16 protein-coding genes and 2 rRNA genes are annotated in these 20078 nt (G+C 56.2%); 14 read left to right on the forward strand and 4 right to left on the reverse strand.

All coding sequences use genetic code 11. The features are described from left to right. Positions 1 to 18: 18 nt before the first annotated feature. The 11 genes from cutC (at position 19) to trpS (ending at position 11404) form a co-directional block, all read left to right on the forward strand. Complete coding sequence (gene cutC, locus ACSIPU_RS19445) at positions 19 to 3405, forward strand: choline trimethylamine-lyase (RefSeq protein WP_435322257.1); 3387 nt, start codon at positions 19 to 21, stop codon at positions 3403 to 3405. A 56-nt stretch (positions 3406 to 3461) separates the two neighbouring features. Then, entirely contained in the window at positions 3462 to 4409 is a 948-nt protein-coding gene (gene cutD / locus ACSIPU_RS19450) for a choline TMA-lyase-activating enzyme (protein WP_016807794.1), read from the forward strand. A 12-nt stretch (positions 4410 to 4421) separates the two neighbouring features. After that, positions 4422 to 4850 (forward strand): BMC domain-containing protein, encoded by a 429-nt coding sequence (locus tag ACSIPU_RS19455; protein WP_004108679.1) that lies wholly within the window; start codon positions 4422 to 4424, stop codon positions 4848 to 4850. Next, positions 4847 to 5467, forward strand: coding sequence for a phosphate propanoyltransferase (locus ACSIPU_RS19460; protein WP_004108682.1), 621 nt, complete (start codon positions 4847 to 4849; stop codon positions 5465 to 5467). Before ACSIPU_RS19455 ends, ACSIPU_RS19460 begins: the two co-directional genes overlap by 4 nt. Positions 5468 to 5479: 12 nt before the next feature. After that, positions 5480 to 6166 (forward strand): hypothetical protein, encoded by a 687-nt coding sequence (locus tag ACSIPU_RS19465; RefSeq protein WP_032728847.1) that lies wholly within the window; start codon positions 5480 to 5482, stop codon positions 6164 to 6166. Positions 6167 to 6185: 19 nt separating this feature from the next. Further along, positions 6186 to 6602, forward strand: a complete 417-nt coding sequence (locus ACSIPU_RS19470) for a DMT family transporter (protein ID WP_004110265.1) — start codon at positions 6186 to 6188, stop codon at positions 6600 to 6602. A gap of 17 nt (positions 6603 to 6619) precedes the next feature. Next, complete coding sequence (locus ACSIPU_RS19475; RefSeq protein WP_004108688.1) at positions 6620 to 6949, forward strand: DMT family transporter; 330 nt, start codon at positions 6620 to 6622, stop codon at positions 6947 to 6949. Positions 6950 to 7200: 251 nt separating this feature from the next. After that, a complete protein-coding gene (gene tnaC / locus ACSIPU_RS19480; protein ID WP_004098218.1) occupies positions 7201 to 7296 on the forward strand; it encodes a tryptophanase leader peptide in 96 nt (31 codons plus the stop codon). 123 nt (positions 7297 to 7419) lie between these two features. Then, positions 7420 to 8808 (forward strand): tryptophanase, encoded by a 1389-nt coding sequence (tnaA, locus tag ACSIPU_RS19485; RefSeq protein WP_004108691.1) that lies wholly within the window; start codon positions 7420 to 7422, stop codon positions 8806 to 8808. A 124-nt stretch (positions 8809 to 8932) separates the two neighbouring features. After that, entirely contained in the window at positions 8933 to 10189 is a 1257-nt protein-coding gene (gene mtr / locus ACSIPU_RS19490; RefSeq protein ID WP_004108693.1) for a tryptophan permease, read from the forward strand. A 207-nt stretch (positions 10190 to 10396) separates the two neighbouring features. Further along, positions 10397 to 11404, forward strand: a complete 1008-nt coding sequence (gene trpS / locus ACSIPU_RS19495) for a tryptophan--tRNA ligase (protein WP_004108695.1) — start codon at positions 10397 to 10399, stop codon at positions 11402 to 11404. Positions 11405 to 11695: 291 nt separating this feature from the next. Here trpS and ACSIPU_RS19500 read toward each other — a convergent pair whose 3' ends face one another. Continuing rightward, positions 11696 to 13093: a diguanylate cyclase gene (locus tag ACSIPU_RS19500; protein WP_032728846.1), complete on the reverse strand. Its 1398-nt coding sequence runs from the start codon at positions 13091 to 13093 to the stop codon at positions 11696 to 11698. Positions 13094 to 13625: 532 nt separating this feature from the next. Here ACSIPU_RS19500 and ACSIPU_RS19505 point away from each other — a divergent pair. Genes ACSIPU_RS19505 through ACSIPU_RS19515 form a run of 3 tightly spaced genes read left to right on the forward strand, consistent with a single transcriptional unit; the run spans position 13626 to position 18543 of the window. Continuing rightward, the gene (locus tag ACSIPU_RS19505; RefSeq protein WP_023329190.1) at positions 13626 to 14693 is read left to right on the forward strand and encodes an HlyD family secretion protein; all 1068 of its coding nucleotides are present in this window, start codon (positions 13626 to 13628) and stop codon (positions 14691 to 14693) included. After that, positions 14690 to 17419 (forward strand): ribosome-associated ATPase/putative transporter RbbA, encoded by a 2730-nt coding sequence (gene rbbA / locus ACSIPU_RS19510; protein WP_023329189.1) that lies wholly within the window; start codon positions 14690 to 14692, stop codon positions 17417 to 17419. Before ACSIPU_RS19505 ends, rbbA begins: the two co-directional genes overlap by 4 nt. Next, positions 17419 to 18543: an ABC transporter permease gene (locus ACSIPU_RS19515; protein WP_023329188.1), complete on the forward strand. Its 1125-nt coding sequence runs from the start codon at positions 17419 to 17421 to the stop codon at positions 18541 to 18543. Before rbbA ends, ACSIPU_RS19515 begins: the two co-directional genes overlap by 1 nt. A 37-nt stretch (positions 18544 to 18580) precedes the next feature. Here the strand turns inward: ACSIPU_RS19515 and ACSIPU_RS19520 are convergent, their stop codons facing one another. The 3 genes from ACSIPU_RS19520 to ACSIPU_RS19530 form a co-directional block, all read right to left on the reverse strand. Further along, entirely contained in the window at positions 18581 to 18898 is a 318-nt protein-coding gene (locus tag ACSIPU_RS19520; RefSeq protein WP_032728845.1) for a hypothetical protein, read from the reverse strand. Between the two features lie 876 nt (positions 18899 to 19774). Continuing rightward, positions 19775 to 19890 (reverse strand): 5S ribosomal RNA (gene rrf, locus ACSIPU_RS19525). Positions 19891 to 19961: 71 nt separating this feature from the next. Then, positions 19962 to 20078, reverse strand: a 23S ribosomal RNA gene (locus ACSIPU_RS19530); the annotation flags it as partial.

Genomic DNA, 20078 nt, shown 5'->3' on the forward strand with positions numbered 1-20078 from the left:
ATTTGGAGAACCTTACCCATGGCACACTACAGCTTAACGCCGCGCGTCAAAGTGTTGGCAGAACGTTTACTCTCACAAAAAAGCACCCTGTGCACCGAACATGCCACCACGCTCAACGCCCTTGATGGCGATATCGCCGGGGTTCCCGCCGCCGTCAAACCGGCGCGCCGTTTCTATGAACTGATGCGCCAGCTGCCGCTGTGCATCAGCGCCGACGAGCTGATCGTCGGCAACCAGACCCGCAAACCGCACGGGGCGATTTTCCACGACGAGAGCGCCGCCCGTCGCCCGTCCGCGTTCCAGTTTCTCAATCTGAATAGCGATCTCGACTCCCCGGATTACAAGCTGGTGGTCGAAAAAGGCGTACTGGCGATAAAACATCAGCTGGAAGAGAAAACCCGCGCGCTGGGCAGCGCCGTCAGCCGCAGCGGCATGGACGAAGTCAACGGCTGCCGTGCGGCCATCTACGCCTGCGATGCCCTGCTGGCGCTGGCGCAAAACCTGGCCAACAGCGCGGAACAGCTGGCCGCCGCGGAAACCAACGCTTACCGCCGAGCAGAACTGCTGGACAGCGCCGCCATTCTGCACCATGTTCCGGCGCATCCGGCGCGCAGCTTCAAAGAGGCGTGCCAGGCCTTTTATCTGTTCCAGCTGGCGCTCCAGCTGGATAACGGCAGCTACGCCGTCAACCCGGAAGGCGCCGACAAAGCCCTGCTCCCTTACTACCAGCACGATATCAACAACGGCGCGCTCTCCCCGCAGCAGGCGTATGAAATCGTCGAATCGCTGTGGTTCAAGCTGGCGGAACTGTGCGAAGTGCGCGCCGCCTGCGCGCTCGACGGTTATCCGATGTTTGACGCCATGCTGCACGGCGCAAGCCTTGAGAATGCGCGCATCAACGAACTCTCCGACATGTTCCTCAGCGCGCAGCAAAACCTGAGCGCCCTGAATCTGCCGGTGCGTCTGTTCAAGGGAGTACAACACGTTTCCGCCGCCCCGTTTGCCGCCGCCGGCGATACGCCGGCAGCAGAAGGGCTGACTCCGCGCATGCAGCGCCTGCGCAACCACTACCTGACCGTGCGCCCGAGCGTCTCTATCTATCGCGCGCTGGCCTTTACCGAAGTGGTCAAAGCCAACCCCGGCATGCCGACAATTCTGCTGCGCGCCAAAGCCTTCCGCCACGCCTGCGAAACCGCGCCAATTCTGATTCAGGATGATGAGCTGATCGTCGGTCATCCGTGCGGCAAGCCGCGCGCGGGCGCCTTCTCGCCGGATATCGCCTGGCGCTGGGTGCGCGACGAACTCGACACCATGAGCACCCGTCCGCAGGATCCGTTTGAGATCAGCGAAGCAGATAAGAAAACCATCCGCGAAGAGATCGTACCGTTCTGGGAAGGCCGCTCGCTGGACGAAATCTGCGAAGCCCAGTACCGCGAAGCGGGCGTATGGGCATTCAGCGGCGAAACCTTCGTCAGCGACCTCTCCTACCACCAGATCAACGGCGGCGGCGACACCTGCCCGGGCTACGATGTGCTGCTGTTTACCAAAGGGATGAACGGCATTAAAGCCGACGCCGAGGCGCATCTTGCCAGCCTGAGCATGGAAAACCCGGAAGATATCGACCGTATTTACTACTACAAGGCGGCCATTGAAACCTGCGAAGGGGTGATTAACTACGCACACCGCATCGCCGCCCGCGCCCGCGAACTGGCCGCCGTTGAACAGAACGCCCAGCGCCGCGCCGAGCTACTGACCATCGCTGAGGTGAACCAGAACGTGCCGGCGAACCCGCCGAAAACGCTGCAGGAGGCACTGCAGAGCATCTGGACCGTGGAATCGCTGTTTGAAATTGAAGAGAACCAGACCGGGCTGTCCCTGGGTCGCGTAGACCAGTACTGCTACCCGATGTTTGAAGCCGATATCCGCGAAGGCCGCCTGACTCACGACACCGCGCTGGAGCTGCTGCAGGCGTTTATCATCAAATGCGCCGAGCTGATGTGGATGTCCAGCGAGCTTGGGGCGAAATATTTCGCCGGCTATCAGCCGTTTATCAACCTAACCGTCGGCGGTCAGAAGCGCTCCGGCGGCGATGCCTGTAACGACCTGACTTATTTGATCATGGACGCCGTGCGCTTCGTGAAGGTTTACCAGCCGTCGCTGGCCTGCCGTATTCACAACCAGTCGCCGCAGAAGTATATGGAAAAAATCGTCGACGTCGTCAAAGCGGGGATGGGCTTCCCGGCCTGCCACTTCGACGACTCCCATATCAAGATGATGCTGCGAAAAGGCTTCGATTTCGAAGACGCCCGCGACTACTGCCTGATGGGCTGCGTTGAGCCGCAGAAATCCGGCCGCATCTACCAGTGGACCTCCACCGGCTACACCCAGTGGCCCATCGCCATTGAGTTCGTTTTAAACCGCGGTCGGATGGTGCTGTTTGACAGCTATCAGGGGCTGGATACCGGCAACCTGCGCGACCTGCACACCTTCGAAGCGTTCGACGCGGCGGTGAAAAAACAGATTGCCCATATCGTACGCCTGTCGGCGATCGGTACGGTCATCAGCCAGCGCGTGCACCGCGACGTGGCGCCGAAGCCGCTGATGTCGCTGCTGGTAGAAGGCTGCATGGAAAAAGGGAAAGACGTTGCCGCCGGCGGCGCGATGATCAACCACGGCCCGGGGCTGATCTTCTCCGGTCTGGCGACCTACGTCGATTCCATGGCGGCGATTCGTAAACTGGTGTTTGAAGATAAGAAATACACCCTTGAGCAGATGCGCGACGCGCTGCTGGCGAACTTCGAAGGCTTTGAAGGCCTGCGTCGCGACTGCCTCAACGCGCCGAAATACGGCAACGATGATAACTACGTTGACCAGTATGCACTGGATATCACCGAGTGGACCGAGCGCGAGTGCCGTAAGTACAAGATGCTCTACTCCACCCTGAGCCACGGCACACTATCCATCTCCAACAACACGCCGATCGGTGAGCTGACCAACGCCACGCCGAACGGTCGCCTGGCGTGGATGCCGCTCTCCGACGGTATCAGCCCGACTCAGGGCGCGGATAAACAGGGTCCGACGGCGATCATCAAGTCGGTGAGCAAGATGAACGTCGAAACCATGAATATCGGCATGGTGCACAACTTCAAGTTCCTCAAAGGGCTGCTGGATACCCAGGAAGGTCGTCACGGCCTGATTACCCTGCTGCGCACCGCGTCGATTCTCGGCAATGGCCAGATGCAGTTCAGCTATGTCGATAACGAAGTGCTGAAAAAAGCCCAGCAGGAGCCGGAAAAATACCGCGATCTGATCGTCCGCGTCGCGGGCTACAGCGCCTACTTCGTTGAGCTGTGCAAAGAAGTTCAGGACGAGATTATCAGCCGTACGGTAATTGAGAAGTTCTGATAAAAACACGGACGTTTTTGGACACGGATGTCCCGATCGTATTTCTGGAGGTAAATGTGAGCGCAAAACAAGAATTAACCGGGCGAATATTCAATATTCAGAAATATTCGATCTATGACGGCGATGGGATCCGCACGCTGGTTTTTTTCAAAGGCTGCAATATTCGCTGCCCGTGGTGCGCTAACCCGGAAGGGCTGAATAGCCAGTTTCAGGTGATGTTCTCCCAGGATAAATGCATTAACTGCGGCGACTGCGTCAACGTCTGCCCGGCGGGAATTCATTATCGGGCGGAAGAAAACGGCGAAATGAAGCACTTCGTCAACCGCAATAAAGACTGTATCGGCTGCCGCAAGTGCGAAGAGATCTGCACGCAGAACGCGCTGGATATTATGGGTAAAGATGTCACCGTCAGCGAACTGATGGAGATCATCATGCAGGACTACGACTTTTATATCTCCTCCGGCGGCGGCGTCACCATCGGCGGCGGAGAAATGAGCCTGCAGACCGATTTTGCCGTCGCGCTATTTAGCGAATGCAAAAAGATGATGCTCAATACCGCCGTGGAAACGCAGGGCACTACGCCGCTGGCTAATTATCAAAAGCTGGCGCCGGTGACCGACACCTTCTTATTCGATATTAAGCAAATTAATAGCGAGCACCATAAAGCGTTATTTGGCATTGGCAACGAAGGCATTCGCCGCAACCTGGAGTGGCTGGTGGATTCCGGCGCTAACGTCATTATCCGCATGCCGCTGGTTCGCGGCTATAACGACTCGTTCGATGCCATTACCGGGGCCATTGATTATGTCCAAAAGCTGGCGAAGCGCGGAAATATCCGCCGCATCGATATGCTGCCGTACCACCAGCTCGGGCGCAAAAAATATGAGCGCCTCGATATGCCCTACCCCATCGCCCGGGACCCGACATATTCCGCCGAAGAGTTAGACCGGCTGGAAACGTTCTTCACGCAGTTTGATTTTGATATTCGCTTAGTCCGCCATTAACAGGAGCCGACAATGAAAAGTTTAGGCGTAATTGAAACGCGAGGGTTAGTTGCCGCCGTTCAGGCCGTAGATGCCGCCTGTAAAAGCGCAGGAGTGACCTGCTTTGGCTACCGCAAAGTCGGATCGGGGCTGGTTAGCGTCTGCTTTGAGGGGGAGATCAGCGCGATTCACACCGCCATCGAACGCGGCGTGGCCGTCGCTGAGCTTATCGACCCGCAGGTGAAATCCCTGACGATTGCTCGTCCGGAACGCAGCGTCGTGGAAGCCCTCAGCACCCTCAAAGGCCATCCGCCGCGTGCGAAAGCTGCCGCTGCAGCCCCGCTTGAGGCTGAAATCGTCGCACCCGCCGCTGTGGAAACAAGGGAACCCACTGAGCCCGCCGCCGCGCCCGCGGCGACGGAAGATAAAAACGCGGCGATGAGGAAAGGGAAGAAGGCATGATCGACACCCTGCTCCATGAAAAAATCGCCGCCCGCCTGAGCCACGTTGCGCCGGCTATCCCGGTCGGCATCTCTAACCGTCACGTCCATCTGGCGCAGCAGGACGTCGAAGCGTTGTTTGGCAAGGGCTATGTCCTGACGCCGTTTAAGCCGCTGCGTCAGCCGGGACAGTTCGCCGCCCAGGAGTGCGTCACTGTGGTCGGTCCGAAGGGCTCGCTCACCCACGTGCGCGTCCTCGGCCCAACCCGCCCGGTATCGCAGCTGGAAATCTCCCGCGCCGACTGCTTTACCCTCGGCATCAAAGCACCGGTTCGCGAATCCGGCCAACTGGAGAATGCGGGCAGCGCGCTGCTGATCGGCCCGGCAGGCCACGTTGAACTGCGGTCTCAGGTGATCTGCGCCTGGCGGCATATCCATATGTCGCCGCAGGACGCCCGCCAGCTGAACGTCACCAACGGTCAGAAGGTTAGCGTCCGCAGCAACGGTGAACGCCAGCTGACCTTCGATGAAGTGGTCGTGCGGGTACGCGAAGACTTCGCGCTGGAGTTTCATATTGATACCGAAGAGGCCAACGCCGCCGGCTTGAAAAACGGCGCGCAGGTCGCGCTCATCGGCTAACGGAGGCTCGCCATGACCAACCAACAGATGGAAGCGCTGGTTGAACGCATTATCCAGCGTCTGCGGCCGCCGGTACTGGTAATGGTGACCGCCGCGGCGGGCTACCGGCACGCTATTCGCCAGCGGCTGGCCGGCTGCGGCGAGAGCCTGCACCTGGCGCTGGATAGCGGCATTGACGACGGCGAGCAGTGGCAGAGTATCGGTAAAACGCTACCGGCGGCTGACTGGCAATATGGGCTGCCGTCCGCTGCGTATAAAGCGCTGCTGCTGCCATTTCTCGACTACCCGCTGGCGGCGGATCTGGTGAATGGTTCTCTGCACAGTCCCCTTGCCCGCCGCGTGCACGATGCTCTGCTGAGCGGTCTGCCGGTGCTGGCGCTGCGCTATCACTGCGATCCCGCCAGCGAGTTTAACCAGCTGCGGGGCGCGCAGCCTGATACCGCTTACGCCGGGCATATGCAGGCCACGCTTTCCCGCCTGGCCGAATGCGGCGTCACGCTGTGCACCATGAACGAATTGCTGGAGAAGCTGGCGTCGGGTCGCGAAGCAACGGTGGCGCCGGCGAGCGGTCCGCGCCGTTATCTCACTGTCACAGACGTGATGAATAATCCGGCGCTGGCCGGTGCGCCTCAAGCGCAGTTAACCGATGCCGCTATCGATTTTATAAAAAGCAGAAAAAAAGAACCTTACCTTAAATAGTAAACCCGGAGTTTAACTTATGTCTTCAAAAACAAAGTGTTGGCTATGGATGCTGCTGGTTATCGTTTCCGAAACCTCAGCCACCTCCACCCTCAAAATGTTCGGCAGCAGTGAAGGGATAACCAAAATGCTGCTGCTCGGGCTGCTGGTGCTGCTGTACTGCACCTGCTACTACTCGCTGTCCCGCGCGGTGAAAGATATTCCCGTCGGTCTGGCTTACGCCACCTGGTCCGGTACCGGCATCCTCGTGGTATCGACGCTGGGAATGGCGTTTTACGGCCAGCACCCGGATACCGCCGCCATTATCGGCATGGCGGTTATCGCCAGCGGTATCGTGATCATGAATCTGTTTTCCAAAATGGGTAGCGAAGAGAGCGAGGAAGCGCCCGCAGAACCCTCGGCTGCTTCATCGCTGGACAAAAAAGTCGCCAACTAACTGAAAAGGAATCGCATATGTTTAACCTCGGATTTTTATGGCTGGCGCTGTCTATCGGCTCCGAAATCACCGGCACGTCGATGATCAAAAAGACCAACGGCTTCAGTAAACTGGCGCCGTCGGTGCTGGTGGTCTGCGCCTACGGCCTGTGCTACTTCGCCCTCACCCGCGCGATGAGCACTATTCCGGTCGGCGTCGCCTACTCGTTATGGTGCGGCTTTGGTATCGTCGGCGTCACGATTTGCTCGATGATCCTCTATAAGCAGAAACCGGATATTCCGGCCATCCTCGCCATGGTGCTGATCATCTCCGGCGGCATCATTATGAACGTCTTTTCCAGCATGTAAGTCACTCCTGCGCCTTCATTTATTGCGGTGAAGGCGCTAAATACCCCTACTAAATAAGCCATCATTGGCACAATTAAAAAAACAAAAAACCATCGCCTGCTAACCAAATAATCAATAACGCTAAAAATACGACGAGCGTCAAATTTTTATACTCCACTTATCAATAACTAATTTTTTGTGATTTTAATCGTGGTTATTTTCTCATATTACCTTATTTTTATGGCATCCCTTCAACCACAGAGGACGATGTCATGACGCAAAAATCGATTTATCGCCTCATCGCCCAGGGCGGCCTGGACGACTGGTATAATTTAGATCACCGCATCTCCAACGACTTCCCTCGTTAATTCTCCGCTGCTGTTTACTCCCTAAAAAAATTAATTCAGCACTGCGTTTAGTCGCTATTTGTTGCGCCCATTACTTGTCGCCAAATAGCCAGACGCGGCACAGCATTCCCATGGAGAAAATAAATGAAACGTATCCCTGAGCCGTTCCGCATTAAAATGGTCGAAAATATTCGTATGACCACCTTTGACGATCGCGTCAAAGCGCTGGAAGAGGCGGGCTATAACCCGTTTTTGCTCAATAGCCAGGACGTGTATATCGACCTGCTGACCGACTCCGGCACCGGCGCGATGAGCGACCATCAATGGGCCGGGCTGATGATGGGCGACGAAGCCTACGCCGGGTCGCGTAACTATCAGCATCTGTGTGAAAAGGTCAAAGAGATTATCGGCTATCCGTATACCATTCCCACCCACCAGGGGCGCGGCGCGGAGCAGATTCTGTTCCCAAGCCTGATTGCTCGCCGCAAGTCGGCGCATCCGGTGTTTATTTCCAACTTCCACTTCGATACTACCGCCGCTCACGTGGAGCTTAACGGCGCAAAAGCCATTAACGTGGTGACGCCGAAAGCCTTTGACACGACCTCGTGGTACGACTGGAAAGGCAACTTTGATATTGATTTACTGAAAGCGACCATCGCCGAGCACGGCGCGGAAAACGTGGCGGCGATTATTACTACCGTCACCTGTAACAGTTCCGGCGGCCAGCCGGTATCGCTGGCGAATATGCGCGAGGTGTATCAAATTGCGCGCCAGAACAATATTCCGGTGGTAATCGACTCCGCCCGCTTCTGCGAAAACGCCTGGTTTATTAAACAGCGCGAAGAGGGCTATGCCGATAAATCGGTGAAAGAGATTATTCTCGAGATGTACCAGTACGGCGATATGCTGACCATGTCCGCCAAGAAAGACCCGATGGTGAATATTGGCGGACTGTGCTGCTTCCGCGATGACGAAGAGCTCTTCAACGAAGTGCGCATTCGCTGCGTGCCGATGGAAGGCTTTGTCACCTACGGCGGCCTGGCGGGGCGCGATATGGAGGCGCTGGCTATCGGTCTGGAAGAAGGGACCAACGAGGATTACCTCGCTTATCGCATCAATCAGGTGGAGTACCTCGGTGAACGCCTGCGCGAAGGCGGCATTCCGATTCAGTATCCGACCGGCGGCCATGCGGTGTTCGTCGATGCTAAGCTGCTGCTGCCGCATATTCCGCCGGAGCAGTTCCCGGCGCACGCGCTAAACAACGAGCTGTATCTGGAAGCGGGCATTCGCAGCGTGGAAATCGGCTCCCTGCTGCTGGGACGCGACCCGGAAACCGGTAAGCAGAAGGCGTCGCCGATGGAGCTGCTGCGCCTGACCATTCCGCGTCGGGTTTATACCAACGATCATATGGACTATATCGCTGATGCGCTGATCGCCGTTAAGGCGCGCGCCGCCACGATTAAGGGCCTGACCTTTACCTATGAACCGCCGGTACTGCGCCACTTCGTCGCCAGACTGAAACCGGTGAAATAAACCCTATCAGGGCGCTCTCGCAATAAGAGCGCCATTAATTTAACTCCATCTTTTTAAGCTCAATTATTCGGGTTGCGCCCCGCAGCCCGTTATTTACTATATAGCCACGTGAGGAATGCACCTTATGGCTACATTATCAGTCTCAAAAGCGGTCTCAACTAATACACCATCGTTGATTGGCGGAGCGATGATTATCGGCGGCACGATTATTGGCGCAGGCATGTTTTCTTTACCGGTGGTGATGTCCGGTGCCTGGTTTTTCTGGTCGCTGCTGGCGCTTATCTTTACCTGGTTTTGCATGCTGCATTCCGGGCTAATGATCCTCGAAGCCAATCTCAATTATCATATTGGCGCCAGCTTCGACACGATTACGAAAGATTTACTGGGAAACGGCTGGAATATTATCAACGGTCTGACCGTCGCCTTTGTATTATATATCCTGACCTACGCCTATATTTCCGCCAGCGGTTCAGTTATTCAGCATACTTTTGCGCAGATGAACCTCGCGGTTCCCGCACGCCTGGGCGGGCTGGCGTTCGCGCTGATCGTCGCCTTTATCGTCTGGCTGAGTACGAAAGCGGTAAGCCGGATGACGACTATCGTGCTGGGCGCCAAAATTCTCACCTTCTTTATGACCTTTGGCGGTCTGATGTGGCACGTGGAGCCCGCGATTCTGTTTAACCGCGCGGAGGTCAATGCGTCCTATCTGCCCTACGTTCTGATGACGCTGCCGTTCTGCCTGGCCTCCTTTGGCTATCACGGCAACGTCCCCAGCCTGATGAAGTACTACGGTAAAGACCCGCTTATCATTCGCCGCTGCCTGCTGCTCGGCACGCTGATGGCGCTGGTGCTGTATATCATCTGGCTGGTCGGCACAATGGGCAATATTCCGCGCCCGGCGTTTATCGCTATCGCCGAAAAAGGCGGCAACATCGACGTGCTGGTGCAGACCTTAAGCGGCCTGCTGAACAGTTCGACTCTCGATTTATTGCTGACCGTCTTTTCCAACTTCGCCGTCGCCAGCTCATTCCTGGGCGTAACACTCGGCCTGTTCGATTACCTGGCGGATCTGTTTAAGTTTGACGATAGCCGGCTGGGGCGGTTTAAAACCGCGCTGGTGACCTTTCTGCCGCCGATCGCCGGCGGTCTGCTGTGGCCTGACGGTTTTATCTACGCCATTGGCTTCGCCGGTCTCGCCGCTACCGTCTGGGCCGCTATCGTCCCCGCCCTGCTGGCGCGCGCCTCGCGCAGGCGTTTCGGCAGCCCGAACTATCGGGTCTGGGGCGGCAATGCCATGATTATCCTGATTTTATGCTTCGGCGGCGCCAACGCGATAATTCATGTTTTATCCAGTTTTAACCTGCTACCGGTTTATCGCTAAATGAAAAAAGGGCTTTCACTCGCGCCACTTTTCGTGGCAGGATAAAAAGATGAACAGAAACGTTGTCATCTCTCACCTCCGCCGTTGGTGGCTGCCTGCATAACAGGCGGCAAGATTTCACGTTTCCTCTATTCAAAGCCGCCGGAAGGCGGCTTTGTTGTTTCTGAGTGTCGCCCTTCGGCCTGATAGCATCCTAAGGAGTCACTCATGAACACCAGCCAAACGATCCTGACCGGCGACCGTCCTACCGGCCAGCTGCACCTCGGCCACTACGTTGGTTCCCTGCGCCAGCGCGTGCTGCTCCAGCACGACCATCAGCAGTTTATCCTCGTCGCGGACCTGCAGGGACTGACCGACAACGGCAGTAACCCACAAAAAATCAGCAGCAATATCCTTGAGGTGATGGCCGATTATCTCGCCGTCGGTATCGATCCGCAGAAGACCACCATTTGCCTGCAATCCGCTCTGCCGGCGCTGGCCGAACTCAGCGCGCTGTATATGAATATCGTCACCGTCGCCCGGGTTGAGCGCAATCCGACGGTAAAAAATGAAATCGCCCAGAAGGGGTTTTCCCGCTCGCTGCCGGTGGGATTTTTAGCCTATCCCATAAGCCAGGCCGCCGATATCACCGCCTTTAAGGCCGAACTGGTGCCGGTTGGCGACGATCAGCTACCGATGATTGAACAGACCAACGAGATCGTGCACAAAATGAATAGCCTGACGACGACGCCGATCTTACAGCACTGCAAAGCGCTGCTCAGCGACGTCAGCCGCCTGCCGGGCATCGATGGCAACGCCAAAATGTCGAAATCGCTGGGCAACACGCTCACCCTTTCGGCCAGCGAAGAGGAGATCCATCGTGCGGTCAGCGCCATGTATACCGATCCGAATCACCTGCGGGTCGCCGACCCGGGTCAGACAGAAGGCAACGTGGTCTTTACTTATCTCGATGCCTTTCATGCTGATAAGGCCTTCGTTGCCGAGATGAAAGCCCACTATCGGCGCGGAGGGCTGGGAGACAGGCAGTGCAAAAATGCGCTGGAGACCTGCTTACAGGAGCTGCTGGCGCCGATACGCGAGCGTCGGGCGACTTATATTCAGGATAAAGGCATGCTGCTGGCGCTGCTGCGCCGGGGAAGCGAACGGGCGCACGAACTGACACAACGGACGCTGCATGAAGTAAAACGCGGGCTGGGGCTGCCGGTGCTGTTTTGAGGCGTGGAAATATCTCCGCGTTGAAAGCCGTTGCCATATCTCTCCCGGGGGCGGCGCCTGACGCGCCTTGCCCGGGCTACAGGTTCACAGCCGCCTGCGATCAGGTAGCCCGGACAGGCGCAGCGCGCCGTCTCCGGGAAGGCTCTCCGCATTGAAAGCCGTTGCCATGTCTCTCCCGGGGGCGGCGCCTGACGCGCCTTGCCCGGGCTATAGGTTCACAGCCGCCTGCGGTCAGGTAGCCCGGACAGGCGCAGCGCGCCGCCTCCGGGAAGGGCTCGGCAGATTGGCAGATTAATTCCCGTCGCCTTCATGCATCTTCACGCAGTTGCGCCCATTGCGCTTGGCGACGTACAGCGCGCTGTCGGCATCGCGCAGCAGCAGATTGTAATCCGGATGACCGGAGTGGACGGCGTAGCCGATGCTGGCGGTAATCGAAATCTCATTGTCAGCGCCAACGCTAAACGCCAGCTGGCTGATTTTTTTACGCAGCCGTTCGAGGATAGTAAAGGCCTCCGCGGCGCCGGTCTCCACCAGCACCAGCAGAAACTCTTCGCCGCCGTAGCGGAAGATATAATCGCTGGAGCGAATATTATCGCTGAGCAGCTCCGCAACGTGCTTAATCGCCCGGTCGCCGACCATATGACCCCAGCTATCATTGATCTCTTTAAAGTGGTCGATATCGATAATCGCCACCGTCATCGGCAGTTCATATTCCATCGCCAGCGTCACTTCATGCTTAAGCACCACCGGCAGATAGCGGCGGTTCAGCAGGCTGGTCAACGTATCTTTACCGCTTTGCATCTGCGACAGGCTGCTAAACAGCACGCCCAGCTGGCTGCCGATCTGCTGGCAATGGATATGGATCCCCTGCAGCAGAGCCTGCGTATTTTTATACTCAGAACCGTCAGATGAGGATTTCCAGGCGGATAACAGCGCATCCACCTTGCTAATTAAATCGGCGATTTCCTGCATTTGCGGATTTTTGTTAAAATAACGCACGCATTTATGGCGGAACCACAGGCCAAATTCCGAATCAGATAATAACTCCCCGTTAATATCCGTCTTATTATCGCTGACAATATTAAAAATAGCGGTATTTTCCCATCCGGAGAGCGAAGCCTGCTGTTTGCCATATTCCAGCGGCACGTTATCCATCAGGCTATACAGGCGGTAGGCCTCTTCATTTTTCGTCGCCCGATAGTGCGACAGGGTATAGGCATGGCACATCATTTCTACCGCCATATTAATGGCCATGATGGCGTAGTAGATGGCGGCAACACTGGTCTCGCGATCGAAGTGACTATCGCGGATATTTTCAATCAGCCCGGCTTTCAGCTGGCGCGCGCCGCGAAGTACCGCCTCTGCCGGGATTCCGATGCGTGAATGAATGCTGCCGATCAGATACTGCCGCTCCGCCAGCGCCTGCAAATTTTCCTTATCGCACATCAGGATATCTTTCACCCATCCGGCCAGCGAGCTGCTGAGCCGTTCCTGAACTAAGTCATAGCTAAGGTGCCGCGCGATGTCAGGATCCTGGAAAATAAAATCATAAAAACGGGTCGCTAACGCCTCCGCCTGCTGCCCGGCAATATTTTTAAGTACCGCCCTCACTTCCGGCGTCAGGCTGTCGTACAGCGGCAACCACTCCTTAAAAATAATCGAGATATATTTTTGGCTTTCATCTTTCATTGAATAAAGCGCTCGCCCGGCGTGAGTGTATTTTCAGGGCCGCCGATCATACAACAGTTCTCCAGGAGCAACCAGATTAAAAATGCACCAGTCGCCCGGGAATAATATCCTCTGGTTATTAGCGCTGAAAAATAGCTTATATGTACGATGATTTAATGAAGCGCGGAAAGATTATCTGCGCCGGTATCCGGAGCATAAAACCCAATAAGCATAATGGATAATATTGACCCACTGCGCTGCGGACCGTTTTTATGTTAACTCAACGACAAGACCCTGCTTTGTATATGGACATACTCATCGCGGGTGTTAGTATGACATTGACGGTAGCAATAAATATGCGTGTTTCATTTAAGGCGAGGATTGCTGATGATGACCACATTGATCGCACCTCCTTCTGACCGGTTAGCAGCGCTGCTGGAACCCTGCGCCGGTTGGCCTTATCCCCGATTCCTCCCTTTCCTGAAGAGACGAAACTTCGCCATGCGGAGGAGAAGCGCGCACCACTCAGCCAATGGAAAAAAGCGAGTCGCGTATGGACAAAATCAAACGACGTTGGGTTGGATACGTTATTGGTTTAGCAGTGGTGATTGCCGCTGCGGCATGGTGGATGCTGCGCCCGCCGGGGGTTCCGGCAGGATTTGCCAGCAGTAACGGTAGAATCGAAGCCACAGAAGTCGATATTGCCACCAAAACCGCCGGACGTATCGATACCATCCTGGTCAAAGAGGGGCAGTTTGTTCGTCAGGGCGATGTGCTGGCGCGTATGGACACCCGAGTGCTCAACGAACAGCGGCTGGAGGCCGCCGCGCAAATCAAGGAAGCAGAGAGCGCGATTGCCGCCGCGAAAGCCCTGCTCGACCAGCGTCAAAGCGAAATGCGCGCCACGGAAGCGGTGGTGAAGCAGCGGCAGGCGGAGCTGAACTCTTCGGCTAAACGCCACGTCCGCTCCAGCACGCTCTCGCAGCGCGGTGCGGTCTCCGCCCAGCAGCTGGATGACGACCAGGCGGCGGCAGAAAGCGCCAGGGCGGCGCTGGAATCCGCGAAAGCTCAGGTCTCTGCCGCCAGGGCCGCGATTGAGGCGGCGCGAACCAGCATCATTCAGGCGCAAACCCGGGTCGAGGCCGCCCAGGCGACCGAACGGCGGATTATCGCCGACATCGACGATAGCGAGCTGAAAGCGCCGCGCGATGGCCGTATTCAGTACCGCGTTGCCGAACCGGGAGAGGTACTGGCGGCGGGAGGCCGGGTGCTGAATATGGTCGACTTGTCCGACGTTTATATGACCTTCTTCCTGCCGACCGAGCAGGCGGGTCTGCTGGCGCTGGGCAGCGAAGCGCGAATTATCCTTGATGCCGCGCCGAACCTGGTGATTCCCGCCAATATCAGTTTTGTCGCCAGCGTGGCGCAGTTTACGCCCAAAACGGTGGAAACCAGCGATGAACGGCTGAAGCTGATGTTCCGCGTGAAAGCCCGCATTCCGCCAGAGCTGCTGGCAGAGCATCTGGAGTATGTGAAGACCGGCCTGCCCGGTATGGCATGGGTCCGTCTGGATAACCAGCAGGCGTGGCCTGAAGCGCTGAAGGTGAGGTTGCCGCAATGAAAACCGTCGCCCGCCTGGAAAACGTCAGCCAGCACTTTGGCGCAACCGTCGCGCTGAAGGACATTACGCTGAGCATTCCCGCCCGCTGTATGGTGGGCCTGATCGGGCCTGACGGCGTGGGCAAGTCCAGCCTGCTATCGCTGATCTCCGGCGCGCGAGTGATTGAGCACGGTAACGTCATGGTGCTCGGCGGCGATATGAGCGATGTGCGCCATCGCCGGGACGTCTGCCCGAAAATCGCCTGGATGCCGCAGGGGCTAGGAAAGAACCTCTACCATACCCTGTCGGTCTATGAAAATGTCGATTTCTTTGCTCGTCTGTTCGGCCATGATAAAGCCGAACGCGACATCCGCATCAATGAGTTGCTCCAGAGTACCGGCCTGGCGCCGTTTCGCGACCGTCCGGCGGGAAAACTCTCCGGCGGGATGAAGCAAAAGCTCGGCCTGTGCTGCGCGCTTATTCACGACCCGCAGCTGCTGATTCTTGATGAACCTACCACCGGCGTCGATCCCCTCTCGCGAGCGCAGTTTTGGGATCTGATCGACAGCATTCGCCAGCGTCAGCCGGACATGAGCGTGCTGGTCGCCACCGCTTACATGGAGGAGGCGGAACGTTTTGACTGGCTGGTAGCCATGAACGCGGGGGAAGTTCTGGCAACCGGCAGCGCCGATGAGCTTAAAGCGCATACGGCAAGTCAGACGCTGGAACAGGCGTTTATCGCTCTGCTTCCCGAAGCCCAGCGCCTGGCGCATAAAGAAGTGATCATCCCACCGCGCAATGCCGATGAAAGCGAAATTGCGATTGAAGCGCGCGGGCTGACGATGCGCTTCGGTCAATTTGTCGCTGTTGATCACGTCAACTTTCGTATCGCCCGCGGCGAGATTTTCGGCTTCCTCGGATCTAACGGCTGCGGCAAATCAACAACCATGAAAATGCTGACCGGACTGCTACCGGCCAGCGAAGGCGAGGCGTGGCTGTTTGGACAACCGGTCGATCCCAGAGATATCGAAACCCGCCGCCGCGTCGGCTATATGTCGCAGGCCTTCTCTCTCTATAGCGAACTGACCGTACGGCAAAACCTTGAGCTGCATGCCCGCCTGTTCCACATTCCGGATGCGGAAATCCCCGGGCGGATCGCCGAAATAAGCCAGCGCTTTATGCTGGAAGAGGTAGAAGATACCCTGCCCGCTTCGCTACCGTTAGGTATTCGTCAGCGGCTCTCGCTGGCAGTCGCGGTGATTCATCGCCCGGAAATGTTAATTCTTGACGAACCTACCTCCGGCGTCGATCCGGTGGCCAGGGATATGTTCTGGCAGCTAATGGTCGATCTGGCCCGTCAGGATCGGGTGACCATTTTTATCTCCACCCACTTTATGAATGAAGCGGAACGCTGCGATCGCATTTCGCTGATGCATGCCGGAAAAGTCCTGGCCAGCGATACGCCGCAGGCACTGGTCGAACAGCGCGGTTCGGCCACGCTTGAAGAGGCATTTATCGCCTGGCTACAGGAGGCGGCAGAGGCGACGCAGCCGCCAGATGCGCAGGCTACAGCGGTTCCCGCGATAGAACACAAAACCGAAAGCAGTGTGCCGCGTCAGGCGTTCAGCCTGCAGCGCCTGTTTAGCTACAGTCGCCGCGAGGCGCTTGAGCTGCGACGCGATCCGGTTCGATCGACCCTGGCGCTGCTCGGCACGGTGATCCTGATGTTTATCATGGGTTACGGGATCAGTATGGACGTCGAAGATCTGCGATTTGCGGTGCTCGACCGCGACCAGACCGTCAGCAGCCAGGGATGGTCGCAAAATATCGCCGGCTCGCGCTACTTCATCGAACAACCACCGCTACAAAGCTATAGTGAACTGGACAGAAGAATGCGCAACGGCGAGCTGGCGGTGGCTATCGAGATCCCGCCCAACTTTGGCCGCGATATCGCCCGAGGGACGCCGGTGCAAATTGGCGTCTGGGTGGACGGCGCGATGCCGAACCGCGCGGAGACCGTACGCGGCTACGTGCAGGCCATGCATCTGGCCTGGCTGCAGGAGATGGCCGGCCGCCAGGCTAGCCCCAATCGCGATACTTCACTGATTTCCATTGAGACCCGCTACCGCTATAACCCGGATGTGAAGAGCCTGCCGGCGATTGTTCCGGCGGTGATCCCGCTACTGTTGATGATGATCCCGGCGATGCTCAGCGCGCTCAGCGTGGTCCGCGAGAAAGAGCTTGGTTCAATCATCAATTTATACGTGACGCCAACCACCCGCAGCGAATTTCTGCTGGGTAAACAGGTGCCGTATATCGTACTGGGGATGTTTAACTTCTTTCTGCTCTGCGCACTGTCGGTCTTTGTCTTTGGCGTACCGCACAAAGGGAGTTTTCTGACGCTCACCCTGGCCGCGCTGCTCTACGTCACTATCGCCACCGGACTTGGCCTGCTGATCTCAACCTTTATGAAAAGCCAGATTGCGGCGATTTTCGGCACCGCGATCATTACGCTTATTCCGGCGACGCAGTTTTCCGGGATGATCGACCCCGTCGCCTCGCTGGAAGGGCCTGGGCGCTGGATTGGCCAGATTTATCCAACCAGCCACTTTCTGACGATTGCGCGAGGAACGTTTTCCAAAGCGCTGAATCTGACCGACCTGTGGGGATCCTTTATTCCACTACTTATCGCGGTTCCGCTGGTGCTGGGCCTGAGCGTGTGGCTGTTGAAAAAACAGGAGGGATAATGCGCGGACTACGCAATATTTATAATTTGGGAATGAAAGAGCTCCGTAGCCTGCTGGGCGATAAAGCGATGCTGACGTTAATTGTCTTCGCTTTTACCGTCTCGGTTTACTCCTCCGCAACCGTCATGCCGGGTTCGCTGCATCTGGCGCCCATCGCTATTGCCGACATGGATAAGTCGCAGCTTTCATCGCGTATCATCAATGGTTTTTACCGGCCCTGGTTTTTGCCTCCGGAGCTGATTACAGCTGATGAGATGGACGCCGGACTGGATGCGGGGCGGTATACTTTCGCCATCAATATTCCGCCGGATTTTCAGCGCGACGTTCTGGCCGGACGCCAGCCCGAGCTGCAGGTTAACGTGGACGCGACGCGAATGAGCCAGGCGTTTACCGGCAATAGCTATATCCAGAATATTGTCACCGGCGAGGTGAACAGCTTTGTCGCCCGCTACCGGGACAACGGCACGCTGCCGGTTGAGCTGGCCGTCAGAATGCGTTTTAACCCGAATCTGGAACAGGAGCGTTTCGGCGCCGTCATGGCAATCATTAACAATATCACCATGCTGGCGATCGTGCTGACCGGGTCGGCGCTGATACGCGAGCGGGAACATGGTACCGTGGAGCACCTGCTGGTTATGCCGGTCACGCCGTTCGAAATCATGATGGCAAAGATATGGTCAATGGGGCTGGTGGTGCTGGTGGTTTCCGGACTCTCGCTGATGCTGATGGTTCAGGGGGTTCTGCAGGTACCGATAGAGGGCTCAATACCGCTATTTATGCTGGGGGTAGCCCTGAGCCTGTTTGCTACCACCTCAATCGGCATTTTTATGGGGACGGTGGCGCGTTCAATGCCGCAGCTGGGGCTGCTGATGATTCTGGTGCTTTTGCCACTGCAGATGCTATCCGGCGGCTCCACGCCTCGCGAAAGTATGCCGCAGGCAGTACAGGATATTATGCTCACCATGCCGACAACCCACTTTGTTAGTCTGGCGCAGGCTATTCTTTATCGAGGCGCTGATTTCTCTATCGTCTGGCCGCAGTTCCTGACGCTGCTGGCTATCGGTGGCGTGTTTTTTACTATCGCGCTATTGCGTTTTCGTAAGACGATCGGGGAAATGGCCTGAGGTCATGCCGGTATCGCCGCTTGTCGCCGTACCGGCTCTATTTCTTACGGTTCATAAAGCGCCGAAGGAGCCAGGTGAATCCCATCGCCATGCTGAACAGGATAAATAGCAGCAGCACCCAGCTGACGGAGATTCGCAGCAGCGTACTTAAGGTCATAAAAGGCTGTAAATTCACGGTAAATGAGTGGCCTACCGACTTGCCCAGCATCGTCATTACGCTCTCCGTTAGCCATACGAGCAGCCAACAAACCAGCCAGATAATCGCCGGCCAGCAGAGCAAAACCAGAAAGGTAAAACGCTCCTGGATATAATTTATCAGTTGGCGCAAAGGAGGCCAGTTAATCAGAATTTTCATTACTATTCTCATATTGCCAGCCGGTAACATGCATTATTCGTCAAAAGACGTTACCGGGTTAGCTTCCATACAGGCAATGCACCCTATGTTTTTAGCAAATTTGAATTAACTTAAACCAGATCGAGTTAACAAAGTGTTAAGGACACTAAGACATTTCGCTGAAAAAGTCCAGCGGTTATGCCCATAGCCCACCGCGTCGCGAAGCTTTCTCACCTGTTTGTTAATATGTTTACATTAGAGTAACTTAAGAATTAGCACAGAAATATTCTTAAAATAATTCACATTAAATATTAAGAAGCAGGTTTATATATATGGTTATTTCTTTGTCAATTGCCAATCAATAGAAAACAACGCCTCAGGATATTATTTCATTCAGAAAGCGAAATTATCGTCGATTATTTTCCAATAAATAATAACGCTGCCATAAATGTATTTTCATTCTTCGTAGCGGCTAGTTGGTATCTTTCGGGGCGGCCTCCACAGAAACAGAGGCGCTCACAAGGATGATGCAGGCAATAAAAGATAAAAAGTTATCTGTATCAACAAGATGGGGAGATTATGCGCATAAGAGCCAGCGATTCCCTCGGACAGCATAAATCCGGCAGGATTTATGAGGGATATTGGATACAGGGAGAACGATGTCCGGCAGTTTCAGACGACAAAAACGCAAAAAGCCCATCCGTCAGGATGGGCTCTTCACTTGTTTGATGCCTGGCAGTTTATGGCGGGCGTCCTGCCCGCCACCCTCCGGGCCGTTGCTCCGCAACGTTCAAATCCGCTCCCGGCGGATTTGAACGTTGCGGAGAGCACTCACCGACAAACAACAGATAAAACAAAAAGCCCAGTCTTTCGACTGAGCTTTCTGTTTTATTTGATGCCTGGCAGTTCCCTACTCTCACATGGGGAGACCCCACACTACCATCGGCGCTACGGCGTTTCACTTCTGAGTTCGGCATGGGGTCAGGTGGGACCACCGCGCTAGTGCCGCCAGGCAAATTCTGTTTAATCTGTATCAAGCTGTATTGAAAATCTTCTCAATCCGCCAAAACATCTTTGGCGTTGTAAGGTTAAGCCTCACGGTTCATTAGTACCGGTTAGCTCAACGCATCGCTGCGCTTACACACCCGGCCTATCAACGTCGTCGTCTTCAACGTTCCTTCAGGACTCTCAAGGAGTCAGG

The sequence above is a fragment of the Klebsiella sp. HN106 genome (assembly GCF_051209435.1).
Taxonomy (GTDB): Bacteria; Pseudomonadota; Gammaproteobacteria; order Enterobacterales; family Enterobacteriaceae; genus Klebsiella; species Klebsiella oxytoca.

What these genes read in the sequence shown, in the direction of transcription:
- cutC (WP_435322257.1), top strand. Translation starts at nt 19, where the DNA reads ATGGCACACTACAGCTTAACGCCGCGCGTCAAAGTGTTGGCAGAACGT.
- ACSIPU_RS19455 (WP_004108679.1), top strand. Translation starts at nt 4,422, where the DNA reads ATGAAAAGTTTAGGCGTAATTGAAACGCGAGGGTTAGTTGCCGCCGTT.
- ACSIPU_RS19460 (WP_004108682.1), top strand. Translation starts at nt 4,847, where the DNA reads ATGATCGACACCCTGCTCCATGAAAAAATCGCCGCCCGCCTGAGCCAC.
- ACSIPU_RS19465 (WP_032728847.1), top strand. Translation starts at nt 5,480, where the DNA reads ATGACCAACCAACAGATGGAAGCGCTGGTTGAACGCATTATCCAGCGT.
- ACSIPU_RS19470 (WP_004110265.1), top strand. Translation starts at nt 6,186, where the DNA reads ATGTCTTCAAAAACAAAGTGTTGGCTATGGATGCTGCTGGTTATCGTT.
- ACSIPU_RS19475 (WP_004108688.1), top strand. Translation starts at nt 6,620, where the DNA reads ATGTTTAACCTCGGATTTTTATGGCTGGCGCTGTCTATCGGCTCCGAA.
- tnaC (WP_004098218.1), top strand. Translation starts at nt 7,201, where the DNA reads ATGACGCAAAAATCGATTTATCGCCTCATCGCCCAGGGCGGCCTGGAC.
- tnaA (WP_004108691.1), top strand. Translation starts at nt 7,420, where the DNA reads ATGAAACGTATCCCTGAGCCGTTCCGCATTAAAATGGTCGAAAATATT.
- mtr (WP_004108693.1), top strand. Translation starts at nt 8,933, where the DNA reads ATGGCTACATTATCAGTCTCAAAAGCGGTCTCAACTAATACACCATCG.
- trpS (WP_004108695.1), top strand. Translation starts at nt 10,397, where the DNA reads ATGAACACCAGCCAAACGATCCTGACCGGCGACCGTCCTACCGGCCAG.
- ACSIPU_RS19500 (WP_032728846.1), bottom strand. Translation starts at nt 13,093, where the DNA reads ATGAAAGATGAAAGCCAAAAATATATCTCGATTATTTTTAAGGAGTGG.
- ACSIPU_RS19505 (WP_023329190.1), top strand. Translation starts at nt 13,626, where the DNA reads ATGGACAAAATCAAACGACGTTGGGTTGGATACGTTATTGGTTTAGCA.
- rbbA (WP_023329189.1), top strand. Translation starts at nt 14,690, where the DNA reads ATGAAAACCGTCGCCCGCCTGGAAAACGTCAGCCAGCACTTTGGCGCA.
- ACSIPU_RS19515 (WP_023329188.1), top strand. Translation starts at nt 17,419, where the DNA reads ATGCGCGGACTACGCAATATTTATAATTTGGGAATGAAAGAGCTCCGT.
- ACSIPU_RS19520 (WP_032728845.1), bottom strand. Translation starts at nt 18,898, where the DNA reads ATGAAAATTCTGATTAACTGGCCTCCTTTGCGCCAACTGATAAATTAT.